The sequence below is a fragment of the Roseateles sp. genome (assembly GCF_019237615.1).
In the GTDB taxonomy this organism is placed as follows: domain Bacteria; phylum Pseudomonadota; class Gammaproteobacteria; order Burkholderiales; family Burkholderiaceae_C; genus Pelomonas.
This window is the reverse complement of record NZ_JAFAGT010000107.1, coordinates 24,625-41,527: the sequence shown is the minus strand read 5'-3', so window position 1 is coordinate 41,527 and position 16,903 is coordinate 24,625. Positions and strand designations below refer to the sequence as shown.

Below are 16,903 nucleotides of genomic sequence, written 5' to 3'. Positions count from 1 at the left end.
CAAAAGCGAAAGTAGGACGCAGCGCGGAACATGGGACCGGAATCTAGCACGGCCGCCGCGACGAGCTTTCGGCAGCGGGCAAGCCCGGCTTGACCCCCGCACGCGCCTGCCGGCCAATCGAGGCCTCGCTCCAAGGAGACAAGCCATGCAAAGACGCCATGCCCTGGGCGCCGCCGTCACGGGCCTCGCAGCTGCCGGCTGCGCCACGACGACGGCCGCCTCGGCCACGCCCTTCGCGGTCGCCCAGCCCGTCGTGCCGATTGCCGGCGGCAGCGAGGTCTTCCCCGTGCGGCGCATCTATTGCATAGGCCGCAACTACGCGGCCCATGCCCGCGAGATGGGCTCCGACCCGACACGCGAGCCGCCCTTCTTCTTCCAGAAGCCCAGCGACGCCGTGCAGTTCGTCGCCATCGGCAGCACCGCCAACCATCCCTACCCGCCGCTGACCAAGAACTATCACTATGAGCTGGAACCGGTGGCCGCGCTGCACAAGGGCGGCAAGAACGTGCCGGTCGACAAGGCCCTGGACCTCGTCTACGGCTACGCCGTCGGCCTGGACATGACGCGCCGCGACCTGCAGCGCGGCATGGGCGACCAGAAGAAGCCCTGGGAGATCGGCAAGAGCTTCGACCGCTCCGCGCCCATCGGCCCCATCCACCGCGTGGCTCAGGTGGGGCACTTCACGGCCGGCGCGATCACGCTGAAGGTCAATGGCCAGGTCAGGCAGGACGCCAACCTGAACCAGATGATCTGGAGCGTGGCCGAGCAGATCGCCAAGCTGTCGGAGGCCTTCGAGCTGATGCCCGGCGACATCATCTTCAGCGGCACGCCGGAGAACGTGGGGCCCGTGGTGCCGGGGGATCTGATGGAGGGGTCGATTGCAGGCCTGCCGCTGCTGAGCGTCAAGGTCGTGGGCTGACCCGCCCCGCCTTTCAGCCGACAGGCAGGGGCCGGTGCAAACTCTGCGCCGCCGTGCCCCCGCCGCTGGTGGTGCGCCGCATTTCCTCGGCCTTGTGAGCATCCAGCGCAACGGTCATCAGGCCCAGCAAGTCCGCGTCGGGCGCAGGCAGGTTCCCAATCTCCCGCAGCGTCAAGGCCAGGCGCGCAGCACTCACCCCCAGCGCCGCGTACTCACCCGCGCGCATGAAGGCGGCATCGCGAAGCGATGAGGGATCCCTCCCGTACTGGTTGAGCACGCGGTCCTCGGCTGCCGCCTGGTCACTGGGCAGGTTCAGAACGGCATAGGTGACCTTGATGTCGATGGACTTCCAGTCCACCGGAAGGTCTTGCGGGGAGAAGCTGGGTGCCCCGGGGGCGACATCCGTTGGGGACTGATCCGCCGAGGGGCCCCAATCGTTGGCGATGTCGAAGCAAGCGCGCGTGAACCGGTCCAGCTCGTAGACGGTCCTGACCGAAAGGAAGGCGGCATGTTGCCTGCGCTCCTGGCGGCGGGTGAACCCATCCACGGCCCACTTGAAAACAACGCCGAGGAGCACCGCTGCAGCGCCGTACAGGAAGCCCTCGAACTTGTCGTTCATGCTGCAGGATCAGGCCGTCCCGCCCACCGTCAGCCCGTCGATGCGCAGCGTCGGCTGACCCACGCCGACTGGCACGCTCTGGCCTTCCTTGCCGCAGACGCCGACCCCGGTGTCCAGCTGCATGTCGTTGCCTATCATGCTGACGCGGGTCAGCGCGTCCGGGCCGTTGCCGATGATGGTGGCACCCTTGACGGGGTACTGGATCTTGCCGTTCTCCACCCAGTAGGCCTCGCTGGCCGAGAACACGAACTTGCCGCTGGTGATGTCGACCTGGCCGCCACCGAAGTTGGTGGCGTACAGCCCCTTCTTGATGGACGCGACGATCTCCTTGGGGTCGTCCTTGCCGCCCAGCATGTAGGTGTTGGTCATGCGCGGCATCGGCACATGGGCGTAGCTCTCGCGGCGGCCGTTGCCGGTGGGCGCGACCTTCATCAGCCGCGCGTTCATCGCGTCCTGGATGTAACCCTTCAGGATGCCGTCCTCGATCAGCACGTTGCGCTGGCTGGCGCAGCCCTCGTCGTCGACGTTCAGCGAACCGCGGCGGTCCGGGAGGGTGCCGTCGTCCAGCACCGTCACGCCCTTGGCGGCCACGCGCTGGCCGATGCGGCCGGAGAAGGCGCTGGAGCCCTTGCGGTTGAAGTCGCCCTCCAGGCCATGGCCGACGGCCTCGTGCAACAGCACGCCGGGCCAGCCGGGGCCGACGACGACCGTCATCTCGCCCGCCGGTGCGGGGCGGCTGTCGAGGTTGGTCAGCGCCGCATGCACGGCCTGGTCCACGTAGCTGGCGATCATCTCGTCAGTGAAATAGGCCAGGCCGAAGCGGCCGCCGCCGCCGCCCGAGCCCACCTCGCGGCGGCCGTTGCTCTCGGCAATGACGGTGAGGGACAGGCGCACCAGCGGGCGCACGTCGGCCGCCAGCGTGCCGTCGGCGCGGGCGATCAGCACCACCTCATGCTCGGCGGCCAGGCCGGCCATGACCTGGGACACCCGCGGGTCCTTGGCTCGGGCCATCTTCTCGGCACGCTCCAGCAGCGCCACCTTGGCGGCGCTGTCCAGGCTGGCGATGGGGTCGGCCACGCCGTAGAGCTCCCGGCTGCCGGCTACGACGCCTTGCGACGGCACCTTGACCTTGCGGCTCTGCCCCGCCGCGGCAATGGTGCGCACGGTGCGGGCGGCATCCAGCAGCGAGTCCAGCGAGATGTCGTCCGAATAGGCAAAAGCCGTCTTCTCCCCGGCCACGGCGCGCACGCCCACGCCCTGGTCGATGCTGAACGAGCCGCTCTTGACGATGCCCTCCTCCAGGCTCCAGCCCTCGGCGCGCGTGGTCTGGAAGTAGAGGTCGGCGTCGTCGACGCGATGCTCGGTGATGAGACGCAGCGCCTGCGACAGCGAGGACTCGGTCAGGCCGAAGGGCTCCAGCAGTTGCGAGCGGGCAGTGGCCAGGCGGGCCAGGGTGGGTTCGACGGCGATCATGGGACGATTCTAAGAACGACCGCAGTCGCAACGCCCGCCTCGGCGATTTGGCCCGGCGCGCTTGGGCAGGGCGGCGGCATCAGCTCGCCCGCAGCCACCTCATCGCCGAGCCAATCGGCTCCCGCGAGTTGTTGAACGCCTCGTCGGCGCCGTAGTCGCGGAAGAGGCACTCCACAGGCATGCCCAGCGCAAGATGCAGCGTGTAGAGCCAGCAGCCGCGCACCTCCTCGGCGCGCCCGCCGTCCAGCCCGGTGCCGCCGAACATCCTTCTGGCGATGGCATGGATCTGGGCCGGCGGCTTCAGGTTCTTGGTCTGGTTCTCCAACGGGCATCCTTTGTCTCGGGTCGGCAGCAGGCGCTGCGCTCGTCGGGGCTCTACATGGACGCTCGGCGCCGCATGCCAGGCTCAACCCTTGGGCGCGTGCTTCAACGCCAGCCCCGCCTCATACAGGGCGTTGCGGGGCGCACCGCTGATCTGCGCGGCAAGCGCAACCGCCTGCTTCAGCGGCAGCTCGACCATCAGCAACCCCAGCACGCGCAGCGCCTCGGGCGGCAGTTCGCCGTCGGCCGCGGCGGCCGGCGCCTGGGCATGCAGCACCAGCACGAACTCGCCACGCTGGCGCTGCGCGTCCTCGGCCAGCCAGGCCGGCAGCGTGGCGGCCTCGGCGGTGTGGACGGTCTCGAACTGCTTGGTCAGCTCGCGGCAGACCGTCACGCGGCGCGCGGGCGCCAGGTCCGCCAGCAGCGCCAGCAGCTCGACGATGCGGTGCGGCGCCTCGAAGACGATCTGGCTCTGCCCCTCCACGGCCAGCAGCGCCTGCAACGCCGTGCGGCGCTCGCCGGCCTTGGTCGGCAGGAAGCCGGCGAACGCGAAGCCCTGGCCGGCGGTGTCGCCGGCGACGCTGAGGGCCGTCACCGCACTGCTGGGACCCGGCAGCGGCAGCACGCGGTAACCGGCGGCCACCACCGCCTGCACCAGCACGGCGCCAGGGTCGGAGATGGCCGGCGTGCCAGCATCGGATGCATAGGCCACGCGCTCGCCCGCCGCCAGCCGCGCGAGCACCTGGCCGCTGGCCTCGCGCTCGTTGTGCTGGTGAAGCGCGATCAGCGGCTTGTGCAGGCCCAGGTGGCGCAACAGCGCACCGCCCTGGCGCGTGTCTTCGCAGGCCAGCGCGTCGGCCAGGCCCAAGGCGTGGATAGCGCGCAGGCTGAGGTCGGCAAGATTGCCTATGGGCGTGGCGACGAGATAGAGCGTGGCGGCCGGATACTGCTGGCCGCCGGCCGCGGCCGCGGCGGCCTGGCGCAACTGGGTGGCGGTGGAGGCGTCAATGCTCAACTGGGGCTCTCGATCAAAGCGGGCGGAAACCGGCCTCGCGGGCGAGGACGCGGCGCCGGCCTGTCCGCAACGCGCGGGCCTGCGCCTTCTGGAGCGGAATTATCGAGTCGCCGCCGGCTCCGGCCGCCACGAGGGCAAGGTGGACCTGATCCCGGTGAATCACGACGGCACGCCGGCCATTGCCGCGGCGCGCACCGACGCCCCCCGCTGGCGACCTGCCGCTTCGATGTCGTGGCCATAGACGGTAACGACCTCGACTGGATACAGGACACCTTCGATGCGGGTTGACCCTATCATTCGCGCCGCATGATTGAACAACGCATCCAGCAGCAGTTCTTCGAGAGCGCCGACCTGCTCTACCAGGCCGCCGAACAACTGGCCCGCCCCCTGGCGATGGCCGCGCAGATGGTGGTGGACGCCATCACCGGCGGCAACCGCATCCTCTGCGCCGGCCAGGGCCTGGCCAGCATGGAGGCCGACTACCTGGCCGCCCGCCTGGCGGGCCGCTTCGAGCAGGAGCGCCCAGGCCTGGCCGCCTGGAGCCTGGCCGCCCAGGCCCGCGACGCAGCCGGGCTGGACCTGGCCCGGCTGCTGCAGGCCCATGGACACCCGGGCGACGTGCTCGTCATGATCGAGCCGCTGCGCGAGCAGCGCGACGCCTGGCAGCCGGCGCTGGCCGTGGCCCATGCCCAGGAGATGAGCATCATCGCGCTGACGGCCCAGCCGCCCGGCTCTGCCGACGAGTGGCGCGGCCTGCTGCAGGACACCGACATCCAGATCCGTGTCAGCCACGGCCGCGAGCCGCGCGTTGTCGAAGTCCAGCGCGTGCTGCTGCATGCGCTGGCCGACGCTGTCGACCTGCAGTTGCTGGGCAGCGACGAATAACCTTTTCGATGGAAGACCGATGAAGAAGCTCACCCTTTCCCTGACCGCCGCCGTCCTCGTGAGCACGCTTGCCACCGGCTGCGCGCCGCTGCTGATCGGTGGCGCGATGGTCGGCACGGTCCAGGTCGCCACCGACCGCCGCACCTCGGCCACGCAGCTGGAAGACCAGACCATAGAGCTCAAGGCCGGCGCGCGCATCCGCGAGCAGCTGGGCGACCGGGTCCACATCAATGTCAACAGCTACAACCGCGTCGCGCTGATCACCGGCGAGGTCCGCAACGAGGCGGACCGCGCCGAGGCGGAGCGCATCGTCGCCGGCGTCGAGAACGTCACCAAGGTCATGAACGAGACGGCCGTCACGATGCTCAGCTCGCTGAGCAGCCGCTCCAACGACGTCGTCATCCAGGGCAAGATCAAGGCCAAGCTCATCGACGCGCGCGACCTGCTGAGCAATGCCTTCGACGTCGTCGTCGAGCGCGGCGAGGCCTTCCTGATGGGCCGCGTGACCGAGCGCGAGGCCGACCGCGCAACCGAGATCGCGCGCCAGGTCAGCGGCGTCAAGAAGGTGGTGCGGGCGTTCGAGATCATCAGCGAGGAAGAGCTCGCCCGCATCACGCCGAAGAAGCAATAGCCCCTCGTCCAGGCCTGAAGGCCTGACCGGTACCCAGGGGGGTGACGCTCGGGGGTGATGTCCCGCTCGCACATCGGCTCAAGCGCGCCGTGGGGCAGCCCGGCGGCGCGCTTGATTCAAAGACGCTTGATGAGGCTGGACGTGTCCCAGCGGCTGCCGCCCAGCGCCTGCACGTCGGCGTAGAACTGGTCCACCAGCGCCGTCAGCGGCAGGCGCGAACCGTTGCGGCGGGCCTCGTCGAGCACGAGGCCCAGGTCCTTGCGCATCCAGTCGACGGCGAAGCCGAAGTCGAACTTGTCGTCGACCATGGTCTTGCCGCGGTTGTCCATCTGCCAGCTCTGGGCCGCGCCCTTGCCGATGACGTCCAGCACCTGCACCATGTCCAGGCCGGCGTTCTGGCCAAAGCGCACTGCCTCGGCCAGCCCCTGCACGACGCCGGCGATGCAGATCTGGTTGACCATCTTGGCCAGTTGGCCCGAGCCGGGGCCGCCCAGCAGCGTCACGGCCTTGGCAAAGGCCAGGACGACGGGCTTGGCCATGTCGAAGGGTGCCGCATCGCCGCCGCACATGACGGTCAGCGCGCCGTTGACGGCGCCAGCCTGGCCGCCGGAGACCGGCGCGTCGATGAAGGCCACGCCGCGCCGGGCGGCCTCCGCATGCAGCTCCCGGGCCACGGCCGCCGAGGCAGTGGTGTGGTCCACGAAGACGGCACCCGAGGTCATGCCGGCCAGCGCGCCGCTGTCGCCCAGCACGACCGAGCGCAGGTCGTCGTCGTTGCCCACGCAGCAGAACACGAACTCCGCGCCGCTTGCGGCCTCGGCCGGCGTCGCCGCGCAAGTGCCGCCGTATTCCTTCACCCAGTCCTCGGCCTTGGCCGCGGTGCGGTTGTAGACCGTGACCTGGTGGCCGGCGCGCGCCAGGTGGCCGGCCATGGGATGGCCCATGACGCCCAGGCCCAGGAAGGCGACGCGGCGGGCGGGAACGGGATCGTAGGAGCGGGTGCTCATGCTCAGAGTATGGTCAGGTGTTCGGTGCCGGACGACAGGTCGCCGGAACGGGCTCGCTCGCTGTTGAGCTTGATCTGCAGGCGCAGGTCGTTGACCGAGTCGGCGTTGCGCAGCGCGTCCTCGTAGGTGACCTTGCCAGCCTCGTAGAGGTCGAACAGCGCCTGGTCGAAGGTCTGCATGCCCTGCTCGCGTGATCGCTTCATCAGCTCCTTGATCTCGCTGATCTCGCCCTTGAAGATCAGGTCGGAGATCAGCGGCGAGTTCAGCAGGATCTCCACCGCCGCGACACGGCCCTTGCCTTCGCGGCGCGGCAGCAGGCGCTGGCTGATGAGGGCCCGCAGATTCAGCGACAAGTCCATCAGCAACTGCTGGCGACGGTCCTCGGGGAAGAAGTTGATGATGCGGTCCAGCGCCTGGTTGGCGCTGTTGGCATGCAGCGTGGCCATGCACAGGTGGCCGGTCTCGGCGAAGGCCACCGCATGCTCCATGGTCTCGCGGTCACGCAGTTCGCCCATCAGGATGACGTCGGGCGCCTGGCGCAGCGAGTTCTTCAGCGCGGCCTCCCAGCTGTCGGTGTCCAGGCCCAGCTCGCGCTGCGTGACGATGCAGTTCTTGTGCGGGTGCACGAACTCGATCGGATCCTCGATGGTCACGATGTGGCCATAGGTCGTCTCGTTGCGCTCATCGATCATCGCGGCGAGCGACGTGCTCTTGCCCGAGCCCGTGGCGCCGACGACGATGACCAGGCCGCGCTTGTGCTGCACCACCTCGCGCAGCACGACGGGCAGGTCCAGCGACGCAATGGTGGGCAGGGTGGACGGGATGGTCCGCAGCACCAGGCCCACCTGGCTCTGCTGGATGAAGGCGTTGACGCGGAAGCGGCCGATGCCGTGCGGCGAGATCGCGAAATTGCACTCCTTGGTGCGCTCGAACTCGGCCGCCTGCTTGTCGTTCATGATGGAGCGGGCAAGCTGCAGCGTGTGCTGGCCGGTCAGCGGCTGCGGCGAGACCTTGGTCAGCTTGCCGTCCACCTTGATGGCCGGCGGGAACTCGGCGGTCAGGAAGAGGTCGGAGCCCTTGCGCGACAGCATCAGCCGCAGCAGGTCGTTGATGAACTTGGAGGCCTGATCGCGTTCCATGGTCGATGTCCTTCGCAATCAGCCAGGGAAGTTCTCGGGGAACTTGGCCTTCGCACGAGCCTCGGCCGGCGAGATGATGTTGCGACGGACCAGGTCGGTCAGGTTCTGGTCCAGCGTCTGCATGCCCAGCGAGTTTCCGGTCTGGATGGACGAGTACATCTGCGCCACCTTGTTCTCGCGGATCAGGTTGCGGATGGCCGAGGTGCCCAGCATGATCTCGTGAGCCGCGACGCGGCCGGTGCCGTCCTTGAGCTTGCACAGGCTTTGCGAGATGACCGCCACCAGCGACTCGGACACCATGGCCCGCACCATCTCCTTCTCGGCCGCGGGGAACACGTCGACGATGCGGTCCACCGTCTTGGCGGCTGACGAGGTGTGCAGCGTGCCGAACACCAGGTGGCCCGTCTCGGCCGCCGTCAGCGCCAGGCGTATCGTCTCCAGGTCGCGCATCTCGCCCACCAGCACGCAGTCCGGGTCCTCGCGCAGCGCCGAGCGCAGCGCGTTGCTGAACGAATGCGTGTGCGGGCCCACCTCGCGCTGGTTGATCAGGCTCTTCTTGGACTCGTGCACGAACTCGATCGGGTCCTCGATGGTGAGGATGTGGCCGTACTCGTTCTCGTTGAGGTGGTTGATCATGGCTGCCAGCGTGGTGCTCTTGCCCGAGCCCGTGGGGCCGGTCACCAGCACCATGCCGCGGGGCTTCAGCGCCAGCTCGGCGAAGACCTTGGGCGCGGCCAGCTGCTCCAGGCTGAGGATCTTGCTCGGGATGGTCCGGAACACGGCGCCCGCGCCGCGGTTCTGGTTGAAGGCGTTGACGCGAAAACGCGCCAGGCCCTGGATCTCGAACGAGAAGTCGACCTCCAGCGTCTCCTCGTACACCTTGCGCTGGGAGTCGTTCATGATGTCGTAGACCATGTCGTGGACCGCGCGGTGATCCAGAGCCTCGACATTGATGCGGCGCACGTCGCCGTGCACCCGGATCATCGGCGGCAGGCCGGCCGAGAGGTGCAGGTCCGACGCCTTGTTCTTGACCGAGAATGCCAGCAGCTGAGTGATGTCCATGATGTGCGGTGGAGTCCTCGTTTCATTATGGCGATCTCCGACTCCCTGCAAGCCACCAAACATCGCATTGCTGCGGCATGTGTCGCAGCCGGCCGCGCCCCCGATGCGGTCCGACTGCTGGCCGTCAGCAAGACCTTCCCGGCCTCCGCCGTGCGCGAGGCCTTCGCGGCGGGCGCCCAGGCCTTCGGCGAGAACTATGTGCAGGAAGGGCTGGCCAAGATCGAGGCCCTGGTCGCCCTGCGCGGCCGGCTCGAATGGCATCTGATCGGCCCCTTGCAGTCCAACAAGACCCGACCGGTGGCCGAACAGTTCGACTGGGTGCAGTCCGTGGACCGGCTCAAGATCGCCGAGCGGCTGTCCGAGCAGCGCCCGCCCGAGCTGCCCCCGCTGAACATCTGCCTGCAGGTCAACATCAGCGGCGAGGCCAGCAAGAGCGGCCTGCTGCCGGCCGAGGTGGCGCCGCTGGCGCGGCAGGTCGCCGCCCTGCCGCGCCTGAAGCTGCGCGGGCTGATGGCCATCCCCGAGCCTGGCCCCGAGTCCACCGGCCAGCATCGCGCGATGGCTGCGCTGTTCGACGCGCTGAACGCGCAGGGGCTGGACATGGACACCCTGTCACTGGGCATGAGCGCCGACCTGGAGACCGCGATCGCGGCGGGCTCCACGATGGTGCGCATCGGCACGGCGGTGTTCGGCGCAAGGTGAGCGGGGCCGCACCGCGCTACCGTCAGCTGGCCGACGACATCGCGGGCCTGATCAGGAGCGGTGCGCTGCGCCCCGGCGACCGCCTGCCCTCCGTGCGCCAGACCCAGGCCAGCCGCGGCTGCAGCGCAGCCACCGTGTTCCAGGCCTACCACCTGCTGGAATCGCGCGGCCTGGTGCGCGCGGCGGAGCGCTCCGGCTATTTCGTCGCGCCGGCCGCGCCGCCACCGCCCGCACCGCGCGAGCGCGCACCGCAGCCGGTAGCCGTCAGCGAGATGGTGTTCCAGTTGCTGGGCACGGGCCCGCACGAGATCCACGCGCCGCTGGGCTCCGCCTTCCCCAGCCCCACACTCTTCCCGCTGGACGCCCTGCGTCGCGCGCTGACCGCGGGCAGCCGGCGCACCAGTCCGGCGGAGCTGACGCAGCAGTTGCCGGGTGGCCACTCGGCCCTGCGGCGGCTGATCGCGCTGCGCTACCTGCGCCTGGGCATGAGCATTCCGCCCGACGAGATCGTGCTGACCGATGGCGCACTGGAGGGCCTGAACCTGTCGCTGCAGCTGCTGACGCGGCCCGGCGACACGGTGCTCATCGAGTCACCCGGCTTCTACGCCGCGCTGCAGGCATTGGAGCGACTGGGCCTGCGCGCCGTCCAGGTGCCCGCCGACCCGGCCGAGGGCGCGGACCTGGACGCGATGGCTGCCGCCATCGCGCGCCATGCGCCCAGGGCCTGCTGGCTGATGACCAGCTTCTCCAACCCGACGGGCAGCCTGATGCCGCCCGAGAAGAAGCGCGCGCTGGTCGCGCTGCTGGAGCGCCACGGCATCCCGCTGATCGAGGACGATGTCTATGCCGAGCTGCCGCACGAGGGCGGGCCGCCGCTGCCGGCCAAGGCCTACTCGACGCGCGGCGAAGTGCTGCATGCCGGCTCGTTCGCGAAGACGCTGGCGCCGGGCTACCGCGTCGGCTGGGTGGCCGCGGGGCGCTACGCGCCGGCGCTGCTGCGCGCCAAGCTCAGCCAGAGCCTGTCGGGCTCCTGGCCGGCCCAGGCGGCCATCGCCCACTATCTGGAAGGCGGCGACTACGACCGCCACCTGCGCGCGCTGCGCCGGGCGCTGGCCGAGCAGCAGCGGGCCTTGCGCACGGCGGTGCTGCAGCATTTCCCACCCGGCACACGCGTGACGCGGCCGCTGGGCGGCTATTTCGTCTGGGTCGAACTGCCGCCGGGCCATGACAGCCTGGCCCTGCATCGCGCCGCGCTGGCCGAGGGCATCAGCCTGGCGCCCGGCCCGCTGTTCTCTGCCGGTGGCGACTTCCGCGCCTGCCTGCGCCTGAACGGCGGCCAGCCCTGGACGCCCGCACTGGTCCGCGCCGTCACGAGGCTGGGCGAACTGATACGGTCGCAATCCGCTTGATCTGCTCCTTACGCGCCCCCGTGCACCCGGGCAAGATGGCGGTCATGCGCCGCCTCGCCTGCCTGCTCGCCGCCCTGCTCTGCCTCCCCGTCGCGGCCCAGCCCGACGCGGCCGCGCCGCGGGTGGTACCGGACACGCTGGCGCAACGGGCGCTGGCCTGCACCGGCTGCCACGGCAAGGAGGGCCGCGCCGCGCCGGACGGCTACTACCCGCGCCTGGCCGGCAAGCCGGCCGGCTACCTCTACAACCAGCTGCTGAACTTCCGCGACGGCCGGCGCGACTACGGCCTGATGAGCGAGCTGATCGCGCCGCTGTCCGATGCCTACCTGAAGGAGCTGGCCGGCCATTTCGCGTCTCTGGACCTGCCCTACCCACCACCGCAAGGGCCCACGCTGGCCGCACCGGAACTCGCGCGCGCCGAGCAGCTGATCCGCCACGGTGACGCTGCCCGCCGACTGCCCGCCTGCACCGCCTGTCACGGCGAGCGTCTGACCGGCACCCAGCCGACCGTTCCGGGCCTGCTGGGCCTGTCGCGCGACTACCTCAACGGCCAGCTTGGCGCCTGGCGCAGCGGCCAGCGGCATGCTCAGGCGCCCGACTGCATGGCCGGTATCGCCAAGGCGCTGACGGCGGCCGAGATCAACGCGATGACGCAATTCCTCGCCGGCCAGCCCATGCCGGCCGACGCGCATCCCGCGCCGGCGCTGGCGGCACCGGCGCCGCTGCGCTGCGGGGGCCTGACGCAATGAAGCGCCTGCTGACCGTCCTCGTCGCACTGGCCGGCCTGCTGGTTGGCGTCGCCCTTGCGCTGCTGGCCTGGCAGCGCGGCCTGAGCGACCACACGCCGGCCTCCACGGCGCCGGTCAGCCTGGAGCGCGGCGCCTATCTCGCGGCGGTAGGCAACTGCGCCGGCTGCCACACGGCGCGAGGCGGTGCGCGGCTGGCCGGCGGCCGGCCCATCCCCACGCCCTTCGGCACGGCGTTCTCCAGCAACCTGACGCCCGACGCCAGCGGCCTCGCGGGCTGGAGCGCCGACGACTTCTGGCGCGCGCTGCACCTGGGCATAGGCCGCGACGGCCGGCTGCTCGTGCCGGCCCACCCGATCACGAACACGACGCTGGTCACGCGCGAGGACGCCGACGCCCTGCATGCCTGGCTGCAGGTCCAGCCCGCCGTGTCCGCGCCGCGCCGCGCGCACGAGCTGCGCTGGCCCATGGACAGCGAGCTGGGCACCCAGCTCGCCGTGGCGGCCTGGCGGGCGCTGCACTTCAGGCCCGGCGTCTACCAGCCCGAGCCCGCCCGCGACGCCGCCTGGAACCGCGGCGCCTATCTCAGCCAGGGCCTGGCCCATTGCAGCGCCTGCCACGCCGGGCGCAACACGCTGGGCGGTGACAACGGCCCGGCGGACTTCCGCGGCGGCCTGCTGCTGGGTCTGGGCTGGGTGGCGCCCTCGCTGCTCGACCCGGCCGAGGCCGGCGTGCAGCGCTGGTCCGACACGACGCTGCAGCGCTGGTTGCGCGACGGCCATGCCGACGGCTACATCGCCCAGGGCCCGATGGCCGAGGTCGTGCTCGGCAGCACGGCCGCGCTGGACGATGCCGACCTGGCCGCCGTCAGCCACTATCTGCGCACGTTGCCCGAGCAGGCCGCCGCGCGGCCCGCGCCGGTGCGGCCGGACGCGCGCCGCCGCGAGCACGGGGCGGGCCTCTACCGCGAGCATTGCGCGGCCTGCCATGGCGCCAAGGGCGAGGGCCGGCGCGACGACAGCGGTGAGCTGGCCTACCCGGCACTGGCCGGCAGCCGCCTCGTGACGCAGGCCAGCCCGGCCAACCTGATCCGCCTGATCGAGCGCGGCGGCTTCGCGCCGGCCACGCCCGGCCACCCGCGTCCCTACGGCATGCCGCCCTTTGCCGGCCTGCTCGACGCCGACGAACTGGCCGCCCTGGCCAGCCATCTGCGCCAGTCCTTCGGCCACCACGCGGGCGAAGTCGACACCGTCGAGGTCCTGAGGCTGCGCGCCGCTGCGGCAAGGCACTGACGGCCCAAACCCACGGGGCGGGGAAGGCGACGTGAACGACTTCACGCAAGCCTCCCAATGTCATGAAGCAAATGCTCACAGGTCGCGACACACTGCGCGCCGGCCCCGGGGCAGGGCCGCAAAAGCAGGGCCGCGAGCCCTACAGTCGCCGCTGGATTCAAGAGCGGCCCCCCGCCGCCTATACCCGAGATCACCGGACAAGGACCTGAATCGCATGAACTTCCTGACCCAACTGCGCATTGGCCAGCGCCTTTTCGTGAGCTTCGGCCTGCTGATCGTGCTGCTGGTCGCCATCGGCGTCTACGGCGCGAAGAACGCCAACAACCTGGCCAAGGACCTGGACCGCACCGCGAACTCCAGCCTCGTGAAGATCGGCGCGGCCAATGGGCTGGAGAATCAGGTCAACATCATCTCGCGGGCCGTGCGTGACTTGCTGCTGCTGGACACGGCCGGCGCCATCAAGAAGCAGAAGGCCGCCATCGCCGCCGCGACCGAGGAGGCCGAGAAGCAGCTCACCGGCCTGGAGGCCGCAGTGGCCGACGACCAGGAGAAGGCCGTCGTCAACGAAGTGCGCGAGCGCAAGACCAAGTTCCTGGCAGCGCTGGAGAAATTCCAGAAGATCCAGGCCGACGGCAGCCCCGACGAAGCCCGCGAAAGCCTGATCACCGACCTGCGCCCCGCCCAGGCCGCGCTGCAGGAGGACCTGAAGAAGCTCGTCGACATGCAGTTCGACAGCGGCAAGGAGCTCGCCACCAGGGGCGGCGAGGTGGCGCGCACCTCGGTCATGCTGACGGCCGTCCTGGTCGTCGTCGCGGCAGCACTCGGTTTCGGCGCCTTCCTCGTCATCTCGCGCTCCATCGTCGGCCCGGCCCGCAAGGCCCAGGCCGCGGCCGAGGCCATTCGCGCCGGCGACCTGACCCAGGACATCCAGGTCGAGGGCCGCGATGAACTGAGCCAGATGCTGCAGGCCATGAAGGACATGCAGGCCGCGCTGTCCGGCGTCGTGCGCGACGTCTCCACCGCCGCCAGCGAAGTGGCCCACAACTCCGGCTCCATCGCCGACAGCAACACCAACCTGGCCGACCGCACGACGCGCTCCGCCGCCAGCCTGCAGAACACCGCCGCCTCCGTCGAGCAGATCGCCTCCACGCTCAAGGGCGCCAGCGAGCTGACCCGCCGCGCCGCCGGCATTGCCGTGACGGCCCGCCAGTCGGCCAGCAACGGCGGCGCCGTGGTCTCCAAGGTCGTGGAGACCATGGAGGAGATCAGCGCCAGCTCCAAGAAGATCGGCGACATCATCGGCGTCATCGACGGCATCGCCTTCCAGACCAACATCCTGGCGCTGAACGCCGCCGTCGAGGCCGCCCGTGCCGGCGAGCATGGCCGCGGTTTTGCGGTCGTCGCGTCGGAAGTGCGAGCGCTGGCCCAGCGCTCGGCGGGCGCCGCCAAGGAGATCAAGGTGCTGATCCAGGAATCGACCGTCAAGGTCGAGAACGGCACCACGTTGGTCAACAACGCCGGCGTCACCATCCGCAGCGTCGTCGACGAGGTCAACAACATGGGCCAGCTGATCGAGGAGATCTCGCATTCGGCCCAGGAGCAGGCCACCGGCGTCACCGTCGTCAACGGCGCGATGAGCGAGCTGGACAAGGCCACGCAGCAGAACACCAGCCTGGTCGGCGAGCTCAGCCGCTCGGCCGACGCGCTGCGCGACAGCTCCACCCGCCTGATCGAAGCGGTCGGCTTCTTCCGCGCCGCCTGACCCCAATCCTTCACCCGCCGAGGTTCGCCATGTCACTCCTGCGTTCCGTCACCGTCCTCGCCGCCGGCCTGATGCTGGCCCTGGCCGCCCAGGCCACGCCCAAGATCGTCAAGAAGGTGCCGCCCGACTTCCCGGCCGAGGCCGCCAAGAAGGGCATCTCCACCGGCGTCGTCAAGGCCAAGCTGGTCATCGAGGCCGATGGCAAGGTCAGCGACGTCGAGATCCTCGAGGCCGAGCCCAAGCGCGTCTTCGACCGCGCAGTGAAGGCGGCGCTGATGGAGTGGAAGTTCGAGCCGGGCGAGAAGGCCAGCCACGAAGTCAAGCTCGTCTTCAAGAACGAGGACTGAGGCTGGGCCGAGCACAGCGCCTGCGCGCTGTTCGACGCCTGTCCAAGGCCATGCGGCATGCCTGCCGGATGGCATGAACAGGGACCGCAGCCTACCGCCGCAACACCGGCGGCACGTCCTTGCTCATCGGATGGTGCCACCAGCGCACTCCACCCAGAACCAGCAGCATCACCGCCACCACGGCGCCTCCGGCCATCAGGCCCAGGCGCCGTTTTCTTTGCGCCTGGCGGGCGCGGATGCGGGCTCCGCCGGCCGCCTCCCGCAGGGCGGGACCGAAATGAGTGCGCGACAGGCGGCGCAGATGGACGGCCTGCTTGCGGCCGTCACGTCCCGTCACAATTTCGAAACTGAGCCTCTCGTCCAGCCGCGGACCCTCGCCGTCCGTCGGGAAGGCGGTCAGGCCGACGAAGACTTCCTCGCCGCCGCCGGAAGGCCGGATGGCGCCATAACCAGCGTCATGGTTCCAGGCGCTCAGCACTCCTTCAAATCTCATGCTCACCTCAACAAGAGCCCGAATTCTTGGGGGCGATGGCTGGGACCGCAGCAACGGGATGTAAGCCCGACAATGCGCTTTTTGCAAGCCCCCAAACTCGTCAGCGCATGCCCATCAACTGGTTCCCCGGCCACATGAACTCCACCCGCCAGGCGATCAAGGATCGCGTGAAGGCGGGGCTGGACGTGGTCATCGAGTTGCTCGACGCCCGGTTGCCCGGCTCCAGCAGCAACCCGCTGCTGGCCGCGCTGACCACCGGCCGCCCGTCGCTGAAGGTGCTGAACAAGCAGGACCTGGCCGACCCGGCCGCCACGACCGACTGGCTGGACTTCTACAACGCCCAGCCACACACGCGCGCCATCGCGCTGGACGCCGGCGACAAGTCGCCCGCCCGCGCGCTGGCCAAGGCGTGCCGCGAGCTGGCGCCGGGGCGCGGCGATCTGCACAAGCCGCTGCGCGTGCTGATCTGCGGCATCCCCAATGTGGGGAAGAGCACGCTGATCAACACCCTGGTCGGCAAGCGCGCGGCCAAGACCGGCGACGAGCCCGGCATCACCAAGACCGAGCAGAAGATCGTGCTGGAGAACGGCTTCTACCTGTTCGACACGCCCGGCATGCTGTGGCCGCGCATCGCCATCGAGCAGAGTGGCTACCACCTCGCGGCCAGCGGTGCGATCGGCCGCAACGCCTTCGACGAGGAGGAGGTGGCCCTGGAACTGATCGCCGTGCTCAAGCGCCGCTACCCCGAGCGGCTGCGGGAGCGCTTCGGCCTGGCGGAACTGGGCGCCGACGAGGCCGTGCTGGAGGCCATCGGCGTCAAGCGTGGCGCCAAGGTGCGCGGCGGCGGCGTGCAGATGCACAAGGCCGCCGAGGCGCTGCTGATCGACTACCGCCAGGGACTGCTCGGCCGCATCACGCTGGAGACGCCCGAGGAGATGGCGGCCTGGCGCCGGGCCGCCGCCGCCGAGGAGGCGCGCAAGGCGGAAGAAGCGGAGGCCGACCGGCTGGCGGACAAGGAGCGCCGCAGCGGCAGGCGCGCGGCCAGCAGCGGCGACGCGTGATTCCCCTGGTTTGACCGTCC

At 70.1% G+C, this 16,903-nt stretch carries 19 protein-coding genes; 11 read left to right on the top strand and 8 right to left on the bottom strand.

Going from position 1 to position 16,903, the window contains the following annotated elements; translation table 11 throughout:
- Positions 1-145: 145 nt before the first annotated feature.
- A complete protein-coding gene (locus JOY88_RS22615) occupies positions 146-919 on the top strand; it encodes a fumarylacetoacetate hydrolase family protein (protein ID WP_293504943.1) in 774 nt (257 codons plus the stop codon).
- 13 nt (positions 920-932) lie between these two features.
- On the opposite strand, the gene JOY88_RS22610 is transcribed toward JOY88_RS22615, so the two are convergent.
- The 4 genes from JOY88_RS22610 to rsmI all read right to left on the bottom strand — a co-directional run bounded on the left by JOY88_RS22610 (position 933) and on the right by rsmI (position 4,341).
- A complete protein-coding gene (locus JOY88_RS22610; RefSeq protein ID WP_293504942.1) occupies positions 933-1,538 on the bottom strand; it encodes a hypothetical protein in 606 nt (201 codons plus the stop codon).
- A 9-nt stretch (positions 1,539-1,547) separates the two neighbouring features.
- Positions 1,548-3,011: a metalloprotease TldD gene (gene tldD / locus JOY88_RS22605; RefSeq protein WP_293504940.1), complete on the bottom strand. Its 1,464-nt coding sequence runs from the start codon at positions 3,009-3,011 to the stop codon at positions 1,548-1,550.
- Between the two features lie 79 nt (positions 3,012-3,090).
- The gene (locus JOY88_RS22600) at positions 3,091-3,336 is read right to left on the bottom strand and encodes a hypothetical protein (RefSeq protein WP_293504938.1); all 246 of its coding nucleotides are present in this window, start codon (positions 3,334-3,336) and stop codon (positions 3,091-3,093) included.
- Positions 3,337-3,417: 81 nt separating this feature from the next.
- Positions 3,418-4,341, bottom strand: coding sequence for a 16S rRNA (cytidine(1402)-2'-O)-methyltransferase (rsmI, locus tag JOY88_RS22595; protein ID WP_293504985.1), 924 nt, complete (start codon positions 4,339-4,341; stop codon positions 3,418-3,420).
- Between rsmI and JOY88_RS22590 the strand changes: the two genes are divergently transcribed.
- The 3 genes from JOY88_RS22590 to JOY88_RS22580 all read left to right on the top strand — a co-directional run bounded on the left by JOY88_RS22590 (position 4,340) and on the right by JOY88_RS22580 (position 5,863).
- Positions 4,340-4,588: a PDDEXK family nuclease gene (locus tag JOY88_RS22590; protein ID WP_293504936.1), complete on the top strand. Its 249-nt coding sequence runs from the start codon at positions 4,340-4,342 to the stop codon at positions 4,586-4,588. The genes rsmI and JOY88_RS22590 overlap by 2 nt on opposite strands.
- A 65-nt stretch (positions 4,589-4,653) precedes the next feature.
- Positions 4,654-5,232, top strand: a complete 579-nt coding sequence (locus JOY88_RS22585) for an SIS domain-containing protein (protein WP_293504934.1) — start codon at positions 4,654-4,656, stop codon at positions 5,230-5,232.
- A gap of 19 nt (positions 5,233-5,251) precedes the next feature.
- A complete protein-coding gene (locus tag JOY88_RS22580; protein ID WP_293504932.1) occupies positions 5,252-5,863 on the top strand; it encodes a BON domain-containing protein in 612 nt (203 codons plus the stop codon).
- A gap of 116 nt (positions 5,864-5,979) precedes the next feature.
- Here JOY88_RS22580 and JOY88_RS22575 read toward each other — a convergent pair whose 3' ends face one another.
- The 3 genes from JOY88_RS22575 to JOY88_RS22565 are packed head-to-tail and all read right to left on the bottom strand — an operon-like array spanning position 5,980 to position 9,071.
- Positions 5,980-6,870 carry an NAD(P)-dependent oxidoreductase gene (locus tag JOY88_RS22575; RefSeq protein ID WP_293504930.1) on the bottom strand — a complete coding sequence of 297 codons (891 nt, stop codon included), beginning with the start codon at positions 6,868-6,870 and terminating at the stop codon, positions 5,980-5,982.
- Positions 6,871-6,872: 2 nt separating this feature from the next.
- The gene (locus JOY88_RS22570; protein ID WP_293504928.1) at positions 6,873-8,009 is read right to left on the bottom strand and encodes a PilT/PilU family type 4a pilus ATPase; all 1,137 of its coding nucleotides are present in this window, start codon (positions 8,007-8,009) and stop codon (positions 6,873-6,875) included.
- An 18-nt stretch (positions 8,010-8,027) separates the two neighbouring features.
- The gene (locus JOY88_RS22565) at positions 8,028-9,071 is read right to left on the bottom strand and encodes a type IV pilus twitching motility protein PilT (RefSeq protein WP_293504926.1); all 1,044 of its coding nucleotides are present in this window, start codon (positions 9,069-9,071) and stop codon (positions 8,028-8,030) included.
- A gap of 27 nt (positions 9,072-9,098) precedes the next feature.
- Here JOY88_RS22565 and JOY88_RS22560 point away from each other — a divergent pair, with 27 nt between their 5' ends.
- From JOY88_RS22560 to JOY88_RS22535, 6 genes are all read left to right on the top strand, one after another.
- Entirely contained in the window at positions 9,099-9,773 is a 675-nt protein-coding gene (locus JOY88_RS22560; protein ID WP_293504924.1) for a YggS family pyridoxal phosphate-dependent enzyme, read from the top strand.
- Positions 9,770-11,182, top strand: a complete 1,413-nt coding sequence (locus JOY88_RS22555) for an aminotransferase-like domain-containing protein (protein WP_293504922.1) — start codon at positions 9,770-9,772, stop codon at positions 11,180-11,182. Before JOY88_RS22560 ends, JOY88_RS22555 begins: the two co-directional genes overlap by 4 nt.
- 35 nt (positions 11,183-11,217) lie before the next feature.
- A complete protein-coding gene (locus tag JOY88_RS22550) occupies positions 11,218-11,931 on the top strand; it encodes a c-type cytochrome (RefSeq protein ID WP_293504920.1) in 714 nt (237 codons plus the stop codon).
- A complete protein-coding gene (locus tag JOY88_RS22545) occupies positions 11,928-13,220 on the top strand; it encodes a cytochrome c (protein WP_293504919.1) in 1,293 nt (430 codons plus the stop codon). Before JOY88_RS22550 ends, JOY88_RS22545 begins: the two co-directional genes overlap by 4 nt.
- A gap of 214 nt (positions 13,221-13,434) precedes the next feature.
- The gene (locus JOY88_RS22540) at positions 13,435-14,982 is read left to right on the top strand and encodes a methyl-accepting chemotaxis protein (RefSeq protein WP_293504917.1); all 1,548 of its coding nucleotides are present in this window, start codon (positions 13,435-13,437) and stop codon (positions 14,980-14,982) included.
- A gap of 29 nt (positions 14,983-15,011) precedes the next feature.
- The gene (locus JOY88_RS22535; protein ID WP_293504915.1) at positions 15,012-15,329 is read left to right on the top strand and encodes an energy transducer TonB; all 318 of its coding nucleotides are present in this window, start codon (positions 15,012-15,014) and stop codon (positions 15,327-15,329) included.
- A 91-nt stretch (positions 15,330-15,420) separates the two neighbouring features.
- Here the strand turns inward: JOY88_RS22535 and JOY88_RS22530 are convergent, their stop codons facing one another.
- Positions 15,421-15,822 carry a cold-shock protein gene (locus JOY88_RS22530; protein WP_293504913.1) on the bottom strand — a complete coding sequence of 134 codons (402 nt, stop codon included), beginning with the start codon at positions 15,820-15,822 and terminating at the stop codon, positions 15,421-15,423.
- 107 nt (positions 15,823-15,929) lie between these two features.
- Here JOY88_RS22530 and ylqF point away from each other — a divergent pair, with 107 nt between their 5' ends.
- On the top strand, positions 15,930-16,883 hold the full coding sequence (gene ylqF, locus JOY88_RS22525; protein WP_293504911.1) for a ribosome biogenesis GTPase YlqF: 954 nt from the start codon (positions 15,930-15,932) through the stop codon (positions 16,881-16,883).
- Positions 16,884-16,903 lie beyond the last annotated feature (20 nt).

Excerpts from the sequence above, each read along its gene's own strand:
- JOY88_RS22615 (WP_293504943.1), top strand. The coding sequence starts at position 146 with ATGCAAAGACGCCATGCCCTGGGCGCCGCCGTCACGGGCCTCGCAGCT.
- JOY88_RS22610 (WP_293504942.1), bottom strand. The coding sequence starts at position 1,538 with ATGAACGACAAGTTCGAGGGCTTCCTGTACGGCGCTGCAGCGGTGCTC.
- tldD (WP_293504940.1), bottom strand. The coding sequence starts at position 3,011 with ATGATCGCCGTCGAACCCACCCTGGCCCGCCTGGCCACTGCCCGCTCG.
- JOY88_RS22590 (WP_293504936.1), top strand. The coding sequence starts at position 4,340 with ATGCTCAACTGGGGCTCTCGATCAAAGCGGGCGGAAACCGGCCTCGCG.
- JOY88_RS22585 (WP_293504934.1), top strand. The coding sequence starts at position 4,654 with ATGATTGAACAACGCATCCAGCAGCAGTTCTTCGAGAGCGCCGACCTG.
- JOY88_RS22580 (WP_293504932.1), top strand. The coding sequence starts at position 5,252 with ATGAAGAAGCTCACCCTTTCCCTGACCGCCGCCGTCCTCGTGAGCACG.
- JOY88_RS22575 (WP_293504930.1), bottom strand. The coding sequence starts at position 6,870 with ATGAGCACCCGCTCCTACGATCCCGTTCCCGCCCGCCGCGTCGCCTTC.
- JOY88_RS22570 (WP_293504928.1), bottom strand. The coding sequence starts at position 8,009 with ATGGAACGCGATCAGGCCTCCAAGTTCATCAACGACCTGCTGCGGCTG.
- JOY88_RS22565 (WP_293504926.1), bottom strand. The coding sequence starts at position 9,071 with ATGGACATCACTCAGCTGCTGGCATTCTCGGTCAAGAACAAGGCGTCG.
- JOY88_RS22560 (WP_293504924.1), top strand. The coding sequence starts at position 9,099 with ATGGCGATCTCCGACTCCCTGCAAGCCACCAAACATCGCATTGCTGCG.
- JOY88_RS22550 (WP_293504920.1), top strand. The coding sequence starts at position 11,218 with ATGGCGGTCATGCGCCGCCTCGCCTGCCTGCTCGCCGCCCTGCTCTGC.
- JOY88_RS22545 (WP_293504919.1), top strand. The coding sequence starts at position 11,928 with ATGAAGCGCCTGCTGACCGTCCTCGTCGCACTGGCCGGCCTGCTGGTT.
- JOY88_RS22540 (WP_293504917.1), top strand. The coding sequence starts at position 13,435 with ATGAACTTCCTGACCCAACTGCGCATTGGCCAGCGCCTTTTCGTGAGC.
- JOY88_RS22535 (WP_293504915.1), top strand. The coding sequence starts at position 15,012 with ATGTCACTCCTGCGTTCCGTCACCGTCCTCGCCGCCGGCCTGATGCTG.
- JOY88_RS22530 (WP_293504913.1), bottom strand. The coding sequence starts at position 15,822 with ATGAGATTTGAAGGAGTGCTGAGCGCCTGGAACCATGACGCTGGTTAT.
- ylqF (WP_293504911.1), top strand. The coding sequence starts at position 15,930 with ATGCCCATCAACTGGTTCCCCGGCCACATGAACTCCACCCGCCAGGCG.